A 20,532-nucleotide genomic window follows, 5' to 3' on the forward strand; every position below is an offset into this window, starting at 1 on the left:
TTGCGTATCTGTGCACTGCACAAATTCGGCAATCCTGATTGGACCAATAGCGCGTCCTCGAACCCAAATGGGGTAGATATGTCAGACGACACTAAACAGGGGTTGCAGTCGGCATTTCGCCGCAAGCTGCTGATGGGAATGGCGGCAATTCCCGCTTTAACGATGCTTCCTCGGCCGTCCTTTGCAGAAGCGCCGGCAACTTCCGTGATCAACACCACCGGCCTCGCGGTTACCGACACGGAAGTTACCTGCGGCATCTTGCATTCGGCCACCGGCACGATGGCGATTTCGGAAACCGGGTCGATCGAGTCCGAGAAGCTCGCCATCTCGCAGATCAACGAAGCCGGCGGCATCCTCGGCCGCAAGATCAAGATCATCCAGGAAGACGGCGCCAGCGATTGGCCGACCTTCGCGGAAAAGGCCAAGAAGCTCCTCGTCAACGACAAGGTCGCGGCGATCATGGGTTGCTGGACCTCGGCTTCGCGCAAGGCGGTGTTGCCGGTTCTCGAGCAGTATAACGGCATGCTCTACTACCCGACCTTCTACGAAGGCCTCGAGCAGTCCAAGAACGTGATCTACACCGGTCAGGAAGCCACTCAGCAGATTCTCGCCGGCCTGAACTGGATCAACAAGGAGAAGGGCGCGAAGTCGTTTTTCTTCATCGGTTCGGACTACATCTGGCCCCGCACCTCGAACAAGATCGCGCGCAAGCATATCGAGGGCCATCTCACGGGCTGCAAGGTCGTCGGAGAGGAATATTATCCGCTCGGCAACACCCAGTTCAACTCGGTCATCAACAAGATCAAGCTGACCAAGCCCGACGTGATCTTCGCCGACGTCGTCGGCGGCTCCAACGTCGCGTTCTACAAGCAGCTCAAGGCGGCCGGTATCGATCTGTCCAAGCAGCTGCTGCTGACGATCTCCGTGACCGAGGACGAAATCGACGGCATCGGCGGCGAGAACATCGCGGGCGCCTATGCCTGCATGAAGTACTTCCAGTCGCTCGACAATCCGAACAACAAGCTGTTCGTCCCCGCGTTCAAGAAGATGTGGGGCGAGAAGACCGTGATCGGCGACGTGACGCAGGCTGCCTATCTCGGCCCGTGGCTGTGGAAGTTAACGGCGGAGAAGGCCGGAAGCTTCGACATCGACAAGATCGCGGCGGCTTCGCCCGGCGTCGAGTTCAAGGGTGCGCCGGAAGGTTATGTCCGCATCCACGAAAATCATCACCTCTGGTCGAAGACTCGTGTCGGCCGCGCCAAGCTCGACGGCCAGTTCGAACTGGTGTTCGAGACCAAGGATCTGGTCGAGCCGGATCCGTTCCCGAAGGGCTACCAGTAGGAACAGGCGGCTCCCTCGCACTTCTCCCAAAGCCTCTCCCTGGCGTGGATCGTCAGTCCACGCTCAAGACACCCCGCGTCGCGTACGTACGCGCGACGCGGGACCCATCCCTGACGGAGGACATCGATGTTCGGCGACTATTCGATTGGTGATCTCGGCTCCATCTTCGCCATGCAGGGTTTTGCCGGCCTGATTCTGTTTTCCGTCTACGTGCTGATGGCGCTCGGACTTGCCATCATCTTCGGCCAGATGGGCGTCATCAACATGGCTCATGGCGAGTTCATGATCCTGGGCGCCTACGTGACCTGGATGACCTCGAACTTTTTCCAGGCCTACCTTCCCGGATTGTTCGCAGGCTACTTCTTCGTTGCGATGGTATTGGCTTTTATGGCGTCCGGGGTGCTCGGAATGCTGGTGGAATGGGTGCTGATCCGTCATCTCTACAAGCGTCCGCTGGATACGCTGCTCGCCACCTGGGGCCTGAGCCTGATCCTGCAGCAGGCCTACCGCTCGATTTTCGGCGCCCGTGAAGTCGGCGTCGAACTGCCGCAGTGGATGCTCGGCTCGCTACATGTTTCCGACAGCATCGAGGTGCCGATCAACGGCATCTTCGTGATGTGTCTTACCGTGCTGATCACGATCGTGGTCGCCTACATCATGTACAAGTCTCGCGCCGGCCGTCAGGTTCGCGCCGTCGTGCAAAACCGCGTCATGGCGGGCGCCGTCGGCATCAACACCGAGAAGGTCGATCGCTACACCTTCGGGCTGGGATGCGGCATCGCCGGCATCGCCGGCAGCGCCTTTACCATGATCGGCTCGACCGGGCCGACCTCCGGTCAGCTCTACATCGTAGACACCTTCCTGGTGGTGGTGTTTGGCGGTGCAGCGAGCTTGCTCGGCACGATCGCGTCCGCCTTCAGCATCTCGCAGACGCAGTCGACACTCGAGTTTTTCATGTCCGGATCGATGGCGAAGGTCATCACGCTGCTTGCCGTTGTCGGAATTCTGATGCTGCGGCCGCAGGGTCTGTTCGCCCTCAAGGTCCGCAAATAACAAAAAGGGCCGAAGCCATGCTCACCAATCGTTTCGCAAATCGATCGGAGCTTATCGGAATTGCGGTGCTCGCCGTTTTCCTGGTGGTGATCCTTCCGCTCTGTCTCGACGTCTTCCGGCTCAATCTGGTCGCGAAATACCTCACCTATGCCTTCGTCGCTCTCGGGTTGGTGGTTTGCTGGGGGTATTGCGGAATTCTCAGCCTGGGGCAGGGAGTGTTCTTTGGCCTCGGCGGCTACTGCATGGCGATGTTTCTGAAACTCGAAGCATCGAGCCCGGAAAACACCAAGATCCAGTCGACCCCCGGCATTCCCGATTTCATGGACTGGAATCAGATCACCTCGCTGCCGGCGTTCTGGAAGCCGTTCCACAGCCTGAGTTTCACAATAGCCGCGGTGATCCTGGTTCCCGGCATATTCGCCCTCATCATCGGTGCGGCCATGTTCAAGCGCCGCGTCGGCGGCACGTACTTCGCCATCATTACGCAGGCGGTCGCGGCTATCCTGACGATCCTGATCGTCGGGCAGCAGGGCTACACCGGCGGCATCAACGGCATGACCGATCTGCGAACCCTGAAGGGCTGGGATATCCGGCCGGACCACGCCAAGATCGTGCTTTATTTCTTCGAGGTGGGATGCCTGTTCGTTTGCATCTTCATCGCGCAATTCATCCGGCACTCGAAACTCGGCCGCATTCTGGTCGCGATGCGCGACAAAGAAGACCGGGTCCGCTTCTCCGGTTATAGCGTCGCCAACTTCAAGATCTTTGCCTTCTGCGTCGCCGCCGTATTCGCCGCGATCGGTGGCGCCATGTTCGCCCTCAACGTCGGCTTCATGTCGCCATCTTTTGTCGGCATCGTGCCCTCGATCGAGATGGTGATCTATACGGCGGTCGGCGGCCGGCTCTCGATCCTCGGAGCGGTGTACGGCACGCTGCTTGTCAACTTCGCCAAGACCAGCCTGTCGGAATCCTTCCCCGAACTGTGGCTGTTCGGACTCGGCGGCCTGTTCATCGCGGTTGTTCTCGCCTTTCCGAACGGCCTTGCCGGCATCTGGAGCGACTATGTGCAGCCGCATATCGACCGGCTGTTCGCCTCGCGCAAACCCGACTGGACCGCCGTCGACAGTTCCGTCGCCGACGGCGCGCCGGCCGAGTGAGGAGATAGATCATGCTCGTAGGTCACCAGCCCAGGGAATTTCTGCTGTCGGTCGAGGGACTGACGGTTTCGTTCGACGGCTTCAAGGCGGTCAACGATCTCTCTTTCTATGTCGATGAAAACGAAATCAGGGTCATTATCGGCCCCAATGGCGCCGGCAAGACGACGGTGCTCGATCTGATCTGCGGCAAGACCCGGGCGACATCAGGTTCGATTCATTTCCGTGACAAGGATCTCACGAAAATGAAGGAGAATCAGATCGTGCAGGCCGGTGTCGGCCGCAAGTTCCAGAATCCGTCGATCTACGAGGATCTTACCGTGTTCGAGAACCTCGAGATTTCGTTTCCCCGCGGCCGTACCGTGTTTGGTGCGCTGACGTTCACGCGCGACGCCATCGTGCGCGACCGTGTCCACGAAGTGGCAGAAATGATCTTCCTGAAAGACCGGCTGAACGTGAGTGCCGAACTGCTCAGCCACGGCCAGAAGCAGTGGCTCGAAATCGGCATGCTGTTGATTCAGGATCCCGAACTGCTGATGCTGGATGAGCCGGTAGCCGGCATGAGTGTCAGCGAACGCGTCAAGACCGCCGAGCTTCTCAATCGGATCATCAAGGACCGTTCGGTGCTGGTGATCGAGCACGACATGAAATTCGTCGAGGACATCGCCCACAAGGTCACGGTGCTGCATCAAGGCCAGATCCTGTCTGAAGGCACGATGGAGCACGTCAAGAACGATCCGAAGGTCATCGAAGTCTATCTCGGGCACTAGCGCATGATCCTGGAAAGCGACGTCCGGTTTCCGGGCACCATGCGTGGCGAAGGACAAGGAGCACGTTGATGCTGGCTATCTCCGATTTGCATGTCGCCTACGGCCAGAGCGAAGTGCTGCACGGCCTCAACGTGTCAGTCGCGCCCAACGAGATCGTCGCGATCATGGGCCGCAACGGCATGGGCAAGACCACGCTGATGAAGTCGCTGATGGGAATCGTGCCCACCAGAAGCGGCTCGGTGAACATGGAAGGCGCCGAGCTCAGTAAGCTGAAGAGCTATGAGCGGGTGGCAAGGGGCCTGGCCTATGTGCCGCAAGGCCGCATGATCTTCTCTGCCATGACGGTCAAGGAAAATATCGAAACCGGCCTCGTCGCGTCGGGCGAAAAGGAAGTGCCGGGCGACCTCTATGAGTTGTTTCCGGTGCTGCTGGAGATGAAGGGCCGCCGCGGCGGCAACCTTTCCGGAGGTCAGCAGCAACAACTGGCGATCGCGCGGGCGCTGGCCACCAAGCCCAAGGTGCTGCTGCTGGATGAGCCGACCGAAGGTATTCAGCCTTCGATCATCAAGGAGATGGCCCGCACCCTGAAGCGGATCCGCGACACCCGCGGCCTTTCCATCATCGTCTCCGAACAGGTGCTGAGCTTCGCGCTCGACGTCGCCGACCGCGTGCTCGTCATCGAGAACGGCGAGATCGTCCGCGACGAAGTGCGCGACGGCATCGATGCGGGGCAGATCGCCAAATATTTGTCAGTTTAACCATGCAAGACTTGCAACCAGAGGGGAGACTCCGATGCCAGATACACTGATCAAGGTCGATCTCACGCAGTCGGCCTACGACAACGACATGATACACAACCGCTGGCATCCCGACGTTCCGATAGTGGCGTGGGTCAGTCCGGGCGATGACTTCATCGTCGAGACCTACGACTGGACCGGCGGTTTCATCAAGAACAACGATTCTGCCGACGACGTCCGCGACATCGACCTGTCGATTGTGCATTTTCTGTCCGGCCCGATCGGTGTCAAGGGCGCTGAGCCCGGCGATCTCCTGGTGGTCGATCTGCTCGACATCGGCCCGAAGAAGGAGAGCCTGTGGGGCTTCAATGGCTTCTTCTCCAAGAAAAATGGCGGCGGATTTCTGACCGAGCATTTTCCGCTGGCGCAGAAATCGATCTGGGACATCAAGGGCCTGTACACGTCGTCGCGTCACATTCCCGGCGTGAATTTTGCGGGCCTGGTCCATCCCGGCCTGATCGGCTGTCTGCCGGATCCGAAAATGCTGGCAATGTGGAACGAGCGCGAGAACGCGCTGATCGCAACCAACCCGACCCGCGTGCCGCCACTCGCCAACCCGCCCTTCGCCGCCACCGCCCATGCCGGTCGTGCGAAGGGAGATGCCAAGGCCAAGGTCGGCGCCGAAGGCGCCCGGACCGTGCCGCCGCGCGAGCATGGCGGCAATTGCGACATCAAGGATCTTTCGCGCGGTTCGAAGATTTACTTCCCGGTCTATGTGCCCGGCGGCGGTCTCTCGATGGGCGACCTGCATTTCAGCCAGGGCGACGGCGAGATCACCTTCTGCGGCGCGATCGAAATGGCCGGCTGGGTGCATCTCAAGGTCGATATCATCAAGGACGGCGTTTCGAAGTACGGCATCAAGAATCCCATCTTCAAGCCGTCGCCGATTACGCCGAACTACAAGGATTATCTGATCTTCGAAGGCATCTCGGTCGACGAAGGCGGCAAACAGCATTACCTCGATGTGCATATCGCCTATCGTCAGGCCTGCCTCAACGCGATCGAATATCTCAAGAAGTTCGGCTATTCCGGCGCCCAGGCCTATACGATTTTGGGCGTTGCTCCGGTGCAGGGACATATCAGCGGCGTCGTGGATATTCCGAATGCCTGCGCCACGCTGTATCTGCCGACGGAGATTTTCGATTTCGATATCATGCCGTCGTCGGCCGGGCCGATAGAGCACATCAAGGGTGGTGTTGACGTATCGGTCTCACCCGACAAGTGATCCCTGCGCGACGGGATGCGGGACGGGCAGGTATCTTCCGCCCCGCATCCGCCGCCGCGAAAGCTGGTGAATCTGAATCGCGCGAGGAAACGACATGCCGGTCTACGAGTATCTCTGCAACGATTGCGGCCCGTTCACGGACATGCGGCCGATGGCGGAATGCGACGCGCCGCAGGATTGTCCGCAATGCGAGGGCGTCTCGCCGCGCGTCATTCTGACCGCGCCGAACTTCTTCTGCATGCCCTCGGACAAGCGCAAGGCCCACGCCACCAACGAGCGCAGCGCCAATGCGCCCATGACCGTCGGCGAATACAAGGCGTCGCATGCGCCCGGCTGCGGCTGCTGCTCAAGCAAACCTTCGCGGCTTGTAAAGCGGACCAGGAGTGGGGCGAAAAGCTTTCCGACCGCGCGTCCATGGATGATCAGCCACTGAGGTTTCGTGCGTAGCGCACCTGTCGCGCTTTCGCCGAACAGGGCTCTGCTTCAGGCGTCCGCGGACCTCGAAGCCAGCTCAGCCCCATTGCCGCTGACAGCCTGATTTTGGCGGCCGTTGATCGGTCGCGGCGCGACGTCCTGCATGAGCGGAACCGATAGCCGGCAGATCAGGCCTTCGGAACGCCAATCGAACTCGGCTTGGCCGCCCAGCTGTGACTCGATGCTGGCGATCACGCTTCTCGTCCCGAATCCGCGCGATGCCGGCTTCTCGACCAGCGGACCATCCCGCTCTTCCCACACCATCTGAAGGAGATTCCCCTGGATCTCCCACTTGATCGATAGCCGACCGGACAGCGTGGACAGGGCGCCATACTTGGCCGAGTTGGTGACCAGCTCGTGCAGGGCAAGCGCCAGCGTTTGCGCGGTTGCGGGTTGCAGCTGAATGTCCGAACCGCCAAATGCGATCTGATCGCCGGTTGAGTAGGGCGCGAGTTCTTCATCGACCAGCTTGCCGATCTCCGCGCCCTGCCAGCTCGACAAAGAGAGGATGGTATGCACCCGCGCCAGGGCACTGATCCGGCCTTCCACCGCCTGGACGTAAGCCTTGACGTTTTCGCCTCGCGTCAGCCGAACGATCGATTGCGCCAGTGCTAGCGCGTTCTTGGCGCGGTGATCGACCTCCCGCGCCAGCAGATTTTGACGTTCTTCCGCCCGCTTCCGTTCGGTGATGTCTACGGTGACGCCGCTGATGCGCACCACGTGGCCGCCCCTGTCGACTGTCGCCGCCGCCGTGCCGACGCACCAGCGGGTCTCGCCGTCCGGCCGATTGATACGAAACTCTGCCTCATACGATCCAGCACCCTTGGCAAACTGCGCCATGGCCTTGTGGAACTCGTCGATATCACCGGGATGAAGCAGCGCCTGAACGCTCGCCGGTGTCACCGTAAAGGTTTGCGGATCGACGCCGAAGATACGGTATTGCCCTTCGTCCCACATCCAGTCCCCGTTGACCCAGTCCAAGTCCCAGGAACCCATCTTTCCCGCCGCGATCGCCAGGCTGCGGCGCTGCTCGCTTTCGAGAAGTCTCGCGTGCGATTCCTCGAGCTCCGCGGTGCGGGCGCGAACGCGATTTTCAAGGTCGGCATTGAACCGCTCCAGCTGCCGGGTCTTGCGATAGAGTTCGACGAACACCCTGATCTTTGCGCGCAATACTTCCGGAATGACCGGTACCGGAACGTAGTCCACCGCACCCATCTCGTAGCCGCGAAGGCGGTCGATATCGCTGACCTGAATCGCCGAAATGAAGATCATCGCGGTCTTCTGGAAGCGGGGATGCTCGCGGATCATGGCGGCGAGCTCGAATCCGTCCAGCTCCGGCATGCAAACGTCGACCAGAATGACGGCCACTTCGTTCTTGAGCAGGTACTCGAGCGCTTCCCGCCCCGAGGCGGCGACGACGAGATTTTGGCCAAGCTCCTTGAGAATCACCTCATAGGCAAGCAGCTTGGCCGGCTGATCGTCGACCAGAAGGATGTTTACTTTTTCATGGTCCATCATCGACGCGCCGTTCAACGGTGGAGCCACATGCGTATGGCAAGGAGCAACTGCTCCGTGTTGACGGGTTTGGCCAGATAGTCGGAGGCGCCGGCCTCGAGACATTTCTCGCGGTCGCCCTTCATCGCCTTGGCGGTGAGGGCGATGATGGGAAGCCGGCGGAACGACGGGTTTTCGCGAATCACGCCGATGGTTTGATAGCCATCCATCTGCGGCATCATGATATCCATCAGGACAATGGCGATCTTGGGATTCGACTCGACCAGCGCGACCGCCTCGCTGCCGGTCGTGGCGGTAAGAACTTTCATGCCGCGTCGTTCAAGCACACTGCTCAGCGCGAAGATATTGCGCGCGTCGTCGTCCACCAGCAGTGCGGTCTGACCGACCAGATCCTCGTCGGAACTATTGAGCTTTTCCAGCATGCGCTGCTTCTCAATCGGCAATTCCGTGATCACACGATGCAAGAACAGCGACGTTTCGTCCAGCAGACGCTCCGGCGATTCCACGCCTTTCACCACGATGCTGCGAGCCATCGTATGCAACTCGGCGTCCTCTTCGACCGAAAGCTCGCGACCGGTGAATACGATGATGGGCACGTTGGACAATGAATCATCCTGGCGGATGCTGTCGAGTACTTCGAAACCGCTCATGTCAGGCAACCGCAAATCGAGCACGACGCAGTCGCATGGGTTCTCGCGCAAGGCGGAAAGCGCACCCGCGCCGGTTTCGGTCGTGACGATCTCGATATCGTCGTGATCCAGCAGTTCCCTGATGCTCATCCGTTCGGCCGCATTGTCCTCGACGATCAGCAGGCGTTTGCGACGCGGCCTGGCGTATTCCATGATCTGGGACAGCGCCGCGCTGACCCCTTCGGTCGTGGTCGGCTTGCTGACATAGGAAAATGCGCCGCGGGCCAGAGCGTGCTGACGGTCTTCGTCCAGTGTGATGATTTGAACCGGGATGTGCCGCGTCAAGGCATTGTGCTTCAACTGACTTAGCACGGTCCAGCCGAGCATGTCAGGCAGGAAGACATCGAGCGATACCGCGGTGGGCTGGAATTGTTTGGCGAGATCCAGGGCTTCGGAGCCGCGGGCCGCGCTCAGGACTTTAAAACCCTTATCGCGAGCCAGATCGATCAGGACGCGCGCATAATGCGGATCGTCCTCAACGACCAGAAGAATTGCATCCCCCGGTTCGAGATTTAGACGATCGTCCGGGATCTGTTCGACGACGCGCTCCTGCGTCGCGACCTGAAGCGCCGGTGCCGCGCTGTATTGAGACGGGGCGCTGAACCGCGGCGCCACCGTCGGTCCGGAATATTTCAGCGGCAGATAGAGCACGAAGGTGCTGCCTTTGCCCGGCGTACTCTGAAGGTGAATTTCGCCGCCCAGCAGGCTCGCAAGCTCGCGGCTGATGGCGAGACCCAGCCCGGTGCCGCCATATTTTCGGCTGGTGCCGGCATCCGCCTGCTGGAATGCCTCGAAGATCAGCTTTTGCTTTTCCACGGGAATACCGATGCCGGTATCGGAAACCTCGAAGGCGACAACGGCCGGAGAGTGGTTGAGAACCGGATGTTCGGTGCTCCAGCCGCCGACGGCCGCGGAAACGTTGAGGCGAACCCCGCCTTCTGCGGTAAATTTGAACGCGTTGGACAACAGGTTCTTCAGTACCTGCTGCAGGCGCTTGGAGTCGGTGACGATACTGCGCCCCAAATTGGGATCGACATCGATGTTGAACGACAGGTGGCGGTTCTCCGCTTCGTGCCGGAACGGGCGTCCGACCGTTTCGAGCAGGTTGGACGTCAGGATTTCCTCGGCGTCCACGGTCACGGTTCCGGACTCGATCTTGGACAGGTCGAGAATGTCGCTGATCAGGTTCAGCAAGTCTGTGCCCGCGCCATGAATGGTTCGCGCAAACTCGACCTGCTTCGCCGACAGGTTGCCATCAGGATTTTCGGTAAGCTGCTGGCCCAGGATCAAGATGCTGTTGAGCGGCGTACGCAGCTCGTGCGACATGTTGGCAAGGAACTCGGACTTGTACTTCGAGGTCAGTGAAAGTTCGGTCGCTTTTTCTTCGAGCGCGCGCCGCGCCTGTTCGATTTCCTGGTTTTTGCGCTCCACTTCGACGTTGCGTTCGGCAAGCTGCTGGGCCTTTTGCTCCAGCTGCTCGTTGGTCTGCTGCAGCTCTTTTTGCTGCGTCTGCAGCTCGCCGGCGAGTTGCTGGGATTGCTTCAGCAGTCCTTCGGTCTGCATCGTTGCCTCGATGCTGTTGAGCACGATGCCGATGCTGTCCGTGAGCTGCTCGAGGAAGGTCATTTGCGACGTCGTAAATGCGCCGACCGAAGCCAGCTCGATGACGGCTTTGACCTGGGTCTCGAACAGCACCGGAAGCACCACGAGATTTCTAGGTACCACGCGCAGCAGCGCCGAATTGATCGGAACCGCATCGGTCGGAATGTCCGATACCAGCCGCTGGCGCTTGTCCATCGCGCATTGCCCGATCAGACCATCGCCCAGCTGCACGACTGGCCGATGCGGGGCGATCCCGTCGGCGGCGTAAGCCGACAGCAGACGCAGCTGCGGATTGTCCTCATTTTCGACCTGGTAAATTACGCCCATATGGGCATTTACCAGCGGCGTCAGTTCGGTCAGGAGCAGCCGGCCGACCGTGGTCAGGTCACGCTGACCTTGCAGCATGTTGGTGAATTTCGCCAGATTCGTCTTCAGCCAGTCCTGCTCGGTGTTGACGTCGGTCGTGAGCCGCAGGTTGCCGATCATCGTGTTGATGTTGTCCTTTAGTTCCGCGACTTCGCCTCTGGCATCGACCTGGATCGAACGGGTGAGGTCGCCCTTGGTGACGGCGGTCGCCACTTCGGCGATGGCGCGAACCTGCGATGTCAGGTTGGCGGCGAGCAGGTTAACGTTGCCGGTCAAATCCTTCCACGTTCCGGCCGCGCCGGGGACGTTGGCCTGGCCGCCAAGCCGGCCCTCCACACCCACTTCGCGCGCGACGCTGGTGACCTGATCGGCGAACGTCGCCAGCGTGTCGGTCATATTGTTGATGGTCTCGGCGAGCGCTGCGACTTCGCCCTTCGATTTCACCGTCAGGTTCTGCTTGAGATCGCCGTTGGCAACCGCGGTCACGACCTTCACGATGCCGCGAACCTGCTCGGTCAGGTTGGCCGCCATGAAGTTCACGGTATCGGTCAGATCCTTCCACGTGCCGGCCACGCCGGGAACTTCCGCCTGGCCGCCGAGCTTGCCCTCGGTGCCGACTTCGCGCGCGACGCGGGTCACCTCGCCGGCGAAGGCGTTCAATTGGTCCACCATCGTATTGATGGTGTTCTTGAGTTCGAGAATTTCACCCTTCACGTCGACGGTGATCTTGCGCGACAAGTCGCCGCGCGCGACGGCGGTGGTGACTTCGGCGATGTTGCGGACCTGGGTGGTGAGGTTGGCGGCGAGCAGATTGACGTTGTCCGTCAGATCCTTCCACGTACCGCCGACGCCCGGCACCACCGCCTGTCCGCCCAACCGGCCTTCGGTGCCGACTTCTCGTGCCACGCGCGTCACTTCGGCTGCGAACGAACGCAGCTGCTCGACCATCGTATTGAGGGTATCCTTGAGCAGCAGGATTTCGCCGCGAACGTCGACGGTGATCTTCTTGGACAGGTCGCCGCCCGCGATCGCGGTCGCGACTTCGGCGATGTTGCGGACTTGCGCGGTCAGGTTCGACGCCATGAAGTTGACGTTGTCGGTCAGATCCTTCCACGTGCCTGCGACTTCCGGCACCTGGGCCTGGCCGCCGAGCTTGCCCTCGGTGCCGACTTCGCGCGCCACGCGTGTCACTTCCGAGGCGAACGCGTTGAGCTGATCGACCATCGTGTTGATGGTGTTCTTCAATTCGAGAATTTCGCCCTTCACGTCCACCGTGATCTTGCGCGACAAGTCGCCGCGCGCGACCGCGGTGGTGACTTCGGCGATGTTGCGGACTTGGGCGGTCAGATTGCCCGCCATCGAATTCACGCTGTCGGTCAAATCCTTCCAGGTGCCGGCAACGCCGGGCACGTTGGCCTGGCCGCCGAGGCGGCCTTCGGTACCGACCTCGCGCGCCACGCGCGTCACCTCACCGGCGAACCGGTTGAGCTGATCGACCATCGTATTGAGCGTTTCCTTGAGCTGCAGGATTTCGCCGCGGACGTCGACCGTGATCTTGCGGGAAAGGTCACCGCCGGCGATGGCGGTCGCGACTTCGGCGATGTTGCGAACCTGGGCCGTCAGGTTGCCGGCCATCGAATTGACGCTGTCCGTCAAATCCTTCCACGTACCGGCAACGCCGGGCACTTCGGCCTGACCGCCGAGCTTGCCGTCGGTGCCGACTTCGCGCGCCACGCGCGTCACTTCGCCGGCAAAGGCGTTGAGCTGGTCGACCATGGTGTTGAGCGTTTCCTTCAATTGAAGAATTTCGCCCGACACGTTGACCGTGATTTTTTTCGACAGGTCGCCCTTTGCCACGGCGGTCGCGACTTCGGCGATGTTGCGGACCTGGCCGGTCAGGTTGCTGGCCATCGAGTTGACGCTGTCGGTCAGATCCTTCCAGGTGCCCGCGACGCCGCGCACCAGCGCCTGGCCACCCAGCTTGCCTTCGGTGCCGACCTCGCGCGCCACGCGCGTCACCTCGCCCGCGAACGCGTTGAGCTGATCGACCATCGTGTTGATCGTGTCTTTCAATTCAAGAATTTCGCCGCGCACGTCCACCGTGATCTTCTTGGACAGGTCGCCATTGGCGACCGCGGTCGTCACTTCCGCGATGTTTCGAACCTGCGCCGTCAGGTTGCTGGCCATCGAGTTGACGCTCTCGGTCAAATCCTTCCAGGTGCCGGCAACGCCGAGCACGTTGGCCTGACCGCCCAGCCTTCCGTCGGTACCGACCTCGCGCGCCACGCGCGTCACCTCACCGGCGAAGGCGTTGAGCTGGTCGACCATGGTGTTGAGCGTTTCCTTGAGCTGAAGGATTTCGCCCGACACGTTCACGGTGATTTTCTTGGAAAGGTCGCCGCCGGCGATCGCCGTCGCCACATCGGCGATGTTGCGGACCTGCGCGGTCAGGTTCGAGGCCATGAAGTTGACGTTGTCGGTCAGGTCCTTCCAGGTTCCGGCGACACCGGGGACCTGGGCCTGGCCGCCGAGCTTGCCTTCGGTTCCGACTTCGCGGGCGACGCGGGTGACTTCGGACGCAAACGAATTGAGCTGATCGACCATCGTGTTGATGGTGTCCTTCAGCTCCAGAATTTCACCGCGGACGTCGACCGTGATCTTGCGCGAAAGGTCGCCGCGCGCGACCGCCGTGGTGACGTTGGCGATATTGCGCACCTGCGCGGTCAAATTACCGCACATCGCGTTCACGGAGTCGGTCAGGTCCTTCCAGGTGCCGGCGACGCCGGGCACGATCGCCTGGCCGCCCAGCTTGCCGTCGGTGCCGACTTCGCGGGCAACGCGGGTGACTTCGGAGGCGAACGAGCGCAGCTGGTCCACCATGGTGTTGATGGCTTCTTTCAGCTGCAGGATTTCGCCGCGGACGTCGACCGTGATTTTCTTGGACAAGTCGCCGTTGGCCACGGCAATGGTGACCTCGGCGATGTTTCGAACCTGGCCGGTGAGATTGTTGGCCATGGAATTGACGCTCTCCGTCAAGTCCTTCCAAACGCCCGTCACCTCGGGGACCTGCGCCTGGCCGCCGAGCTTGCCCTCGGTGCCGACCTCGCGTGCCACGCGTGTCACCTCGGAGGTAAATACGCTGAGCTGCTTGATCATCGTGTTGACGATGTTGGCCGACTGCAAAAATTCGCCGCCCAGTGGGCGGCCATCGACGTCGAGCTGGACGGTTTGCAACAGGTCGCCCTGCGCAACGGCGGCAACGGCGCGCGTCACTTCGCGTGTAGGCCAGAGCAAATCATCGATCAGGGTATTCACCGAGCCTTCCATGTCGGCCCATGAGCCGCTGGCAAGTCCGAACTTGACGCGCTGCCGGGTTTTTCCCTCACGGCCGACGACTTGACCGACACGCTCCAGTTGCTGCGCCATCCGCTGATTGGCTGCGACGATTTCATTGAACGTGTCAGCGATCTTGCCCTCGATTCCGAGATGATCGCCGGTCATTCGTACCGAGAAATCGCCGCTCCGCATCGCCTGCAGCGCCTGCAGCAATTCCTGCGAAGGATCGGGCTTTCCGTTGGTGAGTGGTTTGATCTTGGTACGGCGGCGGGCCGATGCAGCGGCGGGATCGAGATCAGTCATGGCATTCCCTTCAAGCAGAGGCGATCGAATCCGATCACGCGCGAGTCTGCTTTTCGCGCCATCAAATCGCTCAGATCATCTGAAATCAAGCTAAATACCTTAACTTAACCAATATCTTAGATTTATGAATTGCGACCGGCAAAGATAATTCCGCCGCCGAACTTTTGTTCCAGCGAGGCTTAAATTGATGATCTCGGGGGAGGTTCGCGGATCTGACCACACCAGAGGATCGCGACGCTTTTGAGACCGCGCGGAACCAGGCTCGCTCGTCGAGCGCCCGGTCCAATTGGAACCGCCCTGGCCGGGCGCCCAAGCTCGGGTTCGGCGGAGACAGTCCCAACCTTCATGGCCGCCTCTGGTGCGGCTTTCTCGGCGGAGGCGGGTTGTCGCCGCTGACGGCTTCCGGGTCGAATTTGCGGGTCACCTTGACGGCGCCCTGGCTGATATCGAGCAGCGAGCGGCGGCCCTCCTCCATGAAGGCGCCGGAACGCTTGTTGAAGCTGTCGGCCAGTTCGCGAATCGACTTCACTTTATGAAAGAGTTCGCCGTCCTCGCCATTCGCCAGGCCAGGCACGATGTTGTCGATCCTGGCGATGGCGCTGTCGAAGCTGTCGAAGGCACCCTCGGCCTTGCGGATGACGCTGTCGATCGCCTCGCCCTTGCTCGCCAGCGACGCCGTATAGGTCTCGAAAGAAAGCAGCCCGTCTTTCAGGACCGCCTGATTGTTGACGAGGACGCGGTCGACATTGTGCAGGGTATCGCGGATCGATTCCGTCTCGCTCAGATCGGCGGTCAGGGTCGGAACGCCGTCCTCACCCGGCGGCACCGGGGGTGCGGCGGCCGCACCGCCTACCAGCGATATCGCCGCCACGCCGGTGAGCCCCTGAAATTCAAGCCCGACAACCGTGTCCTTGCGGATCGGGGCGCTGTTGTCCACCCTGGTGAGGACGACGATCTTCCGCGGTGTTTCGAGCTTCAGGGAGATTACTTCGCCGACCTGAACCCCGTCGAAATTCACCGCGCCACCGTTGTGCAGGCCGCTCGCGGAGCCTTCGAAAATGATGCGAAGCGGACCTTGCTGCTGGATGCCGTGGATCTTCCGGAACCCGAGAAAGCCAATAAACGCCGCGGCAATGACCGCAAGCGTCGTCGATCCGATCATCAGGTTGCTGGCCCGCATTTTCATCGCAAGATCCGGCGGCGATAGGCTGGCTAAAGAGGGTTAGCGCGCTTCGCCGTCTTCCGATTGTACGGGCAAAGCCAAGCCGGCGAAAGGTCAATGCGGCCGGCGGCATCGCATCGCCTGGCCCATGACCGCGATGTCCATGCAGGTGAAGCCGGATCCGGGGATTTCGTCATTGTCGCTGTCATTGTGGCATACCCGCATCCCATTCTCCCAATGCCAGCCGACGGCCGGATTCTTGACAGCGCCAAAGGGAAGGATAACCCTCGATCGAACTCTTGCTGCGCGTCGTAGAAGAAAAAATAAAAGCGTTGGAGGACCCATGCCGAAATTGCTGAGCGAGGACGAAGTCGCCGGTTATCGCGACCGCGGCTATCATTTCCCGATCGATGCCTTGAGCGCCAGCGAAGTGGCGGACTTTCGACGCAAGCTCGAGGACTATGAAGCCGCCAGCGGTGGCCCGATCAAGGCCGAGATGCGCCATCGCAGTCACGTGCTGTTCGCCTGGATCGACGAAATGATCCGGCATCCGAAAATCCTCGATGCCATGGAGGATCTGCTGGGGCCGAATATCCTGTGCTGGAACACCAGCTTTTTTATCAAGGAAGCCCGCGATCCCGGTTTTGTCTCCTGGCATCAGGACGCCACCTATTGGGGACTGAGTTCGTCCGATGTGGCGACCGCCTGGATCGCGATGTCGCCGGCCAACAAGATTTCCGGCTGCATGAAGTTCATCGCCGGGACCCACCAGAGCCAGGTCAAGCACGACGACACCTTCGACCAGAATAACCTCCTGACCCGAGGACAGGAGATATCGGTCGATGTCGACGAGGCCAAGGCCGTCTATGTGGAATTGAAGCCGGGGCAGGCGTCACTTCATCACGTGCTGCTGTTCCACGGATCGGAGCCGAACCGTTCCGACGACCGGCGCATTGGGCTGGCCATCCGCTACATTCCGACCCACCTGAAGCAGGCGGTCGGCGCGCGCGATTGGGCGACGCTGGTGCGCGGCAAGGATACCTACGGCCACTTTCTGCCCGCCCATGTGCCCAAGCGCGACCTCGAACCGGAAGCGCTGGCCTTCCACAAGGAAGTGTCGGAGGAGCAGGTCCGCGTGCTCTATCGCGGCACCGGCAAGACCGGCTACCGCGCCTGATGGCCGGGCCGCGCCGAATTGAAGTGTAGCTCTGGCATCGTAGGAAGTGGGCTCCCTCTCCCTTGGGAGAGGGTTGGGGTGAGGGGTTGGGGTCCATCGTTAGGCCTTAACCCCTCACCCGGATCGCTGGAGCGATCCGACCTCTCCCGATGGGAGAGGTGACACCGTGCGTGCGGTGCGCGCGAATCAGACTTCGTCTCTACGTCAGCGTCCATTCCTCGGCGCTGGCGCCGGCCAAAGCCCGCACCCGCGCTTCGTCGGCGGCGAGTTCACGGGCGGTCCCCGAATAGACTACGATGCCGTCATCCAGCACATAGGCGTCGTCGGCAATCTCCAGGCTCATCCGCGCGTTCTGTTCGACCAGCAGAACGGAAATGCCCTCCGCCTTCATCTGCTGGACGATGCGAAACACTTCGCGCACGATCAGCGGTGCCAGGCCCTGCGAAGGCTCATCGAGAATCAGAAGCCTTGGATTGAGCAGCAACGCGCGGCCGATCGACAGCATCTCCTGCTCGCCGCCGGAAAGCTGCCTTCCGCGGTTGTCCTTGCGCTCCTCGAGGCGGGGGAACAGCTGGTAGATTCGCGCGATGGTCCACGGGCCGTCGCGTTCGAGGGGAACCTTGAGGTTCTCCTCGACGCTGAGGTTGGCGAAGATACGCCGGCCTTCGGGCACATAGCCCACGCCCTGGGCTGCGATGCGGAAGGTCGGCCAGCGCGTGGTGTCCTCGCCGAAGATCGTGATCTTGCCTTCGCGCGCCGGGGTCAGGCCCATCAGGCTTCGCAGCGTCGTGGTCTTGCCGGCGCCGTTGCGTCCCAGCAGCGCGGTGATTTTGCCCTCGGCCACCTCAAGGCTGACGCCATGCAGGATATGGCTCTTGCCGTAATAGGTGTGGAGGCCCTCGGCGGTCAGTGCTGCGGTCATGCGGCATTACCGAGATAGGCGGCCTGCACGGCCTCGTTGGCGGCGATCTCCTGCGGCGTGCCCTGCGCCAGCATTCTGCCCTGGTCGAGCACGCAGATGCGGTCGGCGAGATGAAACACCACGCGCATATCGTGTTCGATCAGCACGATGGTGTAGTTGCTGTCGCGGTGCAGCCTTCGGATCAGCTGGGTGATCTGGTAGGTTTCCTGATCGCCCATCCCGGCGGTCGGTTCGTCGAGCAGGAGCAAATGCGGCTTCAAGGCCAGCGCCATGGCGATCTCGGCGGCGCGCTGATCGCCGTGCGCGAGTTCGCCGACCAGCCTGCCCCTCTTGGTTTCCAGCGACACCAATTTCAGCGTCTCCTCGATGCTGGCATGGATTTTTTCCGTCTCCGCACGGTTGATCCAGGGCCGCAGGCGATATCCGCCGGCAACTTCGGCGGCGATGCGAACGTTTTCGAACACGGTGAGTTCGGGGAAAATCTCGGTAATCTGGAAGGTCCGGGCCATGCCGAGCGTGACGCGTTCATGCGTGGACAGTCGGGTAATGTCACGGCCGTCGAAGGTGATGTTACCCGAGGTCGGTGGAAAAAATCCGCTGATCAGGTTGAAGAAGGTGGTCTTGCCGGCGCCGTTCGGCCCGATGATCGCGCACATCTCTCCCTTCGCCACGTTGAGCGAGACGTCACGCACCGCCACCAGGTTGCCGAATCTCTTGGTGACGTTGTTGATTTCGAGAACGTTCATGCCTTGCTCCGCTGAATGAAGCCAAGCAGGCCCCGTGGGAAAAACAGCACCACCAGCACGAACAGCAGCCCGACGAACGACATCCAGTTGACGGTGATACTGGACAGATAATCCTGCAGCACCACGAACACGGCGGCGCCGAGCAGCGGCCCCCAGAAGCTGCGCATCCCGCCCATCACGGCCATCATCACGAAATCGCCGGACTGGCTGTAGTGCAGGCCGCGCGGATCGGCGAAATTGTTGACGAGCGCATAGAGCGCGCCGGCAAATCCCATGAAGAAGCAGGACAATGTGAAGGCAATCCAGATGTGTCGTTCGACGGGAATGCCGAGAAAGCGGGAGCGGCGCTCGTTCTCGCGGATCGCAATCATGGTGCGGCCGAACGGCGAGCGCAGGATGAATCCCATCGCGCCGACCGCCAGTGCAAAGCAAAACAACACGAAGAAGTAGAAATTGTTGGCGCTGGAGAGAATGTCGAGCTGGAACAGGCCGAAGTCGAGCGGCTGGCGCGAGAAGCCGCGCAGGCCATCGTCACCGCCGGTCAGCGAGCTCCATTGAAAGGCGATGTAGTAAAACACCTGGCCGAATGCGATCGTCACCATGGCGAAATAGACGCCGCGCCGCCGCACGATCAGCGTGCCGAGGATGGCGCCGCAGAGACCGCCCAGCAGCATTCCCGCGACCAGCGCGAGCGGCGTGCTGGCCGCCAGGAACTTCAGCGTCAGCCCGGCGCCATAGGCGCCAAGGCCGAAATACGCGGCGTGACCGAACGACAGCACGCCGGTAAATCCCAATAGGAAATTCAGCGACATCGCCGCCAGTCCGAGCACAAGGACTCGCGTCGCGAGCGCGGTGTACCCGCCGAGCGGCACCATCCAGTAGGGCGCGAATATCAAAGCTGTCCAGATCGCCGCGAGGACGATCAGCTTGCGGGTTTGTTCGGCGCTCAACTCATCATTCCTTCTTCGCCGAATAATCCGCGCGGGCGCACCAAAAGGACCACCGCCATCATGACGTAGATCACCGCCTCGCTGGCTGCCGGGAAAAACACCGCCGTCAATCCCGATGCGACCCCGATCAGCAGGCCGCCGATCAGCGTCCCCGGCAGGCTGCCGATGCCGCCGACGATGATGGCGATGAAGCTCGGCATCAAAAGCCCGGTGCCCATGGTCGGCTCAAGGCCTAATTGCCCGGCCGCGAGAACGCCGCTGAGACCGGCCAGAAAAATGCCGACCGCAAAATTGAGCGAGCGCAGCATTTGCACGTTGATTCCGAGCGCCGCGACGGTGTCGAGGTCAAGCGTGCCGGCCCGGATGCGAATGCCCAGTCGGGTGTAGCGCAGCAGCAGGAACAGCAATGTCACGGCAATCATCACCACGGCCACCATGAACAGCCGATAGCCGGTGATGAAAAACAGTTCATTGCTCAGTGGCTGCGCCAGAAACTCCGGAATGGTGACCGGCTTGCCCTGCGGGCCAAAGATGAATCGGGTGCCATCCTCGATCATGAACGCGAGGCCGAAGGTGAGCAGCAGGCTATAGAGCGGATCGCGTCCATAGAGCGGTCGGATCAGCACCCGCTCGACCGCGAGCCCGATGACCGCCGTCAATGGCGGCGCCAGCAGCAGCGCGCCCCAAAAGCCGATATAGGGCGTGATGGTGTAGGCGATGTAGCCGCCGATGACGAGAAATCCGCCATGGGCGAAATTGATCACGTTGCTCAAATTGAGAATGAGAGACAGCCCGAGCGCCATCAACACATAGAAGGCGCCGATGATCAGCCCGTTGGTGACGTTAAACAGCAGAAGTTGCGCCATAAATCACCGAGATGGAAACATGCATCTGATCCGGGAGGCACCTCTTGCAAGGTTGCTGCCTCCCGTATCCCTGGGAAATTGCGG

The 20,532-nt window shown here is 61.1% G+C and carries 15 protein-coding genes; 8 read left to right on the plus strand and 7 right to left on the minus strand.

Annotated elements, in window-relative coordinates:
- The first annotated feature begins 78 nt into the window (after positions 1-78).
- From urtA to B5527_RS00410, 7 genes are all read left to right on the plus strand, one after another.
- The gene (urtA, locus tag B5527_RS00380) at positions 79-1,341 is read left to right on the plus strand and encodes an urea ABC transporter substrate-binding protein (RefSeq protein ID WP_079599532.1); all 1,263 of its coding nucleotides are present in this window, start codon (positions 79-81) and stop codon (positions 1,339-1,341) included.
- A 126-nt stretch (positions 1,342-1,467) separates the two neighbouring features.
- A complete protein-coding gene (gene urtB / locus B5527_RS00385; RefSeq protein WP_079599533.1) occupies positions 1,468-2,394 on the plus strand; it encodes an urea ABC transporter permease subunit UrtB in 927 nt (308 codons plus the stop codon).
- A 17-nt stretch (positions 2,395-2,411) separates the two neighbouring features.
- Entirely contained in the window at positions 2,412-3,551 is a 1,140-nt protein-coding gene (urtC, locus tag B5527_RS00390) for an urea ABC transporter permease subunit UrtC (protein ID WP_079599534.1), read from the plus strand.
- 11 nt (positions 3,552-3,562) lie between these two features.
- On the plus strand, positions 3,563-4,318 hold the full coding sequence (gene urtD / locus B5527_RS00395; RefSeq protein WP_079599535.1) for an urea ABC transporter ATP-binding protein UrtD: 756 nt from the start codon (positions 3,563-3,565) through the stop codon (positions 4,316-4,318).
- A 68-nt stretch (positions 4,319-4,386) separates the two neighbouring features.
- Positions 4,387-5,076 (plus strand): urea ABC transporter ATP-binding subunit UrtE, encoded by a 690-nt coding sequence (gene urtE, locus B5527_RS00400; RefSeq protein ID WP_079606945.1) that lies wholly within the window; start codon positions 4,387-4,389, stop codon positions 5,074-5,076.
- A gap of 34 nt (positions 5,077-5,110) precedes the next feature.
- Entirely contained in the window at positions 5,111-6,340 is a 1,230-nt protein-coding gene (gene fmdA, locus B5527_RS00405) for a formamidase (RefSeq protein WP_079599536.1), read from the plus strand.
- Positions 6,341-6,434: 94 nt separating this feature from the next.
- On the plus strand, positions 6,435-6,773 hold the full coding sequence (locus B5527_RS00410; RefSeq protein ID WP_079599537.1) for an FmdB family zinc ribbon protein: 339 nt from the start codon (positions 6,435-6,437) through the stop codon (positions 6,771-6,773).
- A gap of 50 nt (positions 6,774-6,823) precedes the next feature.
- Here the strand turns inward: B5527_RS00410 and B5527_RS00415 are convergent, their stop codons facing one another.
- From B5527_RS00415 to B5527_RS00425, 3 genes are all read right to left on the minus strand, one after another.
- The gene (locus B5527_RS00415) at positions 6,824-8,329 is read right to left on the minus strand and encodes an HWE histidine kinase domain-containing protein (RefSeq protein ID WP_079606946.1); all 1,506 of its coding nucleotides are present in this window, start codon (positions 8,327-8,329) and stop codon (positions 6,824-6,826) included.
- Between the two features lie 14 nt (positions 8,330-8,343).
- Positions 8,344-14,625 (minus strand): HAMP domain-containing protein, encoded by a 6,282-nt coding sequence (locus B5527_RS00420; RefSeq protein ID WP_079599538.1) that lies wholly within the window; start codon positions 14,623-14,625, stop codon positions 8,344-8,346.
- Between the two features lie 343 nt (positions 14,626-14,968).
- Positions 14,969-15,805: an MlaD family protein gene (locus B5527_RS00425; RefSeq protein WP_079606947.1), complete on the minus strand. Its 837-nt coding sequence runs from the start codon at positions 15,803-15,805 to the stop codon at positions 14,969-14,971.
- A 325-nt stretch (positions 15,806-16,130) separates the two neighbouring features.
- Here B5527_RS00425 and B5527_RS00430 point away from each other — a divergent pair, with 325 nt between their 5' ends.
- On the plus strand, positions 16,131-16,964 hold the full coding sequence (locus tag B5527_RS00430; protein WP_079599539.1) for a phytanoyl-CoA dioxygenase family protein: 834 nt from the start codon (positions 16,131-16,133) through the stop codon (positions 16,962-16,964).
- A 199-nt stretch (positions 16,965-17,163) separates the two neighbouring features.
- Here B5527_RS00430 and B5527_RS00435 read toward each other — a convergent pair whose 3' ends face one another.
- Genes B5527_RS00435 through B5527_RS00450 form a run of 4 tightly spaced genes read right to left on the minus strand, consistent with a single transcriptional unit; the run spans position 17,164 to position 20,448 of the window.
- Entirely contained in the window at positions 17,164-17,886 is a 723-nt protein-coding gene (locus tag B5527_RS00435; RefSeq protein ID WP_079599540.1) for an ABC transporter ATP-binding protein, read from the minus strand.
- Complete coding sequence (locus tag B5527_RS00440) at positions 17,883-18,632, minus strand: ABC transporter ATP-binding protein (protein ID WP_079599541.1); 750 nt, start codon at positions 18,630-18,632, stop codon at positions 17,883-17,885. The genes B5527_RS00435 and B5527_RS00440 overlap by 4 nt, the downstream gene beginning before the upstream one ends.
- Positions 18,629-19,582, minus strand: coding sequence for a branched-chain amino acid ABC transporter permease (locus B5527_RS00445; RefSeq protein ID WP_245332457.1), 954 nt, complete (start codon positions 19,580-19,582; stop codon positions 18,629-18,631). The genes B5527_RS00440 and B5527_RS00445 overlap by 4 nt, the downstream gene beginning before the upstream one ends.
- On the minus strand, positions 19,579-20,448 hold the full coding sequence (locus tag B5527_RS00450; protein ID WP_079599542.1) for a branched-chain amino acid ABC transporter permease: 870 nt from the start codon (positions 20,446-20,448) through the stop codon (positions 19,579-19,581). The genes B5527_RS00445 and B5527_RS00450 overlap by 4 nt, the downstream gene beginning before the upstream one ends.
- Positions 20,449-20,532 lie beyond the last annotated feature (84 nt).

Source organism: Bradyrhizobium erythrophlei (assembly GCF_900129425.1).
GTDB classification, from domain to species: Bacteria; Pseudomonadota; Alphaproteobacteria; order Rhizobiales; family Xanthobacteraceae; genus Bradyrhizobium; species Bradyrhizobium erythrophlei_C.

Bases quoted from the DNA above. Each gene is read 5' to 3' on its own strand.
- urtA (WP_079599532.1), top strand. From the start codon at position 79: ATGTCAGACGACACTAAACAGGGGTTGCAGTCGGCATTTCGCCGCAAG.
- urtB (WP_079599533.1), top strand. From the start codon at position 1,468: ATGTTCGGCGACTATTCGATTGGTGATCTCGGCTCCATCTTCGCCATG.
- urtC (WP_079599534.1), top strand. From the start codon at position 2,412: ATGCTCACCAATCGTTTCGCAAATCGATCGGAGCTTATCGGAATTGCG.
- urtD (WP_079599535.1), top strand. From the start codon at position 3,563: ATGCTCGTAGGTCACCAGCCCAGGGAATTTCTGCTGTCGGTCGAGGGA.
- urtE (WP_079606945.1), top strand. From the start codon at position 4,387: ATGCTGGCTATCTCCGATTTGCATGTCGCCTACGGCCAGAGCGAAGTG.
- fmdA (WP_079599536.1), top strand. From the start codon at position 5,111: ATGCCAGATACACTGATCAAGGTCGATCTCACGCAGTCGGCCTACGAC.
- B5527_RS00410 (WP_079599537.1), top strand. From the start codon at position 6,435: ATGCCGGTCTACGAGTATCTCTGCAACGATTGCGGCCCGTTCACGGAC.
- B5527_RS00415 (WP_079606946.1), bottom strand. From the start codon at position 8,329: ATGGACCATGAAAAAGTAAACATCCTTCTGGTCGACGATCAGCCGGCC.
- B5527_RS00420 (WP_079599538.1), bottom strand. From the start codon at position 14,625: ATGACTGATCTCGATCCCGCCGCTGCATCGGCCCGCCGCCGTACCAAG.
- B5527_RS00425 (WP_079606947.1), bottom strand. From the start codon at position 15,805: ATGCGGGCCAGCAACCTGATGATCGGATCGACGACGCTTGCGGTCATT.
- B5527_RS00430 (WP_079599539.1), top strand. From the start codon at position 16,131: ATGCCGAAATTGCTGAGCGAGGACGAAGTCGCCGGTTATCGCGACCGC.
- B5527_RS00435 (WP_079599540.1), bottom strand. From the start codon at position 17,886: ATGACCGCAGCACTGACCGCCGAGGGCCTCCACACCTATTACGGCAAG.
- B5527_RS00440 (WP_079599541.1), bottom strand. From the start codon at position 18,632: ATGAACGTTCTCGAAATCAACAACGTCACCAAGAGATTCGGCAACCTG.
- B5527_RS00450 (WP_079599542.1), bottom strand. From the start codon at position 20,448: ATGGCGCAACTTCTGCTGTTTAACGTCACCAACGGGCTGATCATCGGC.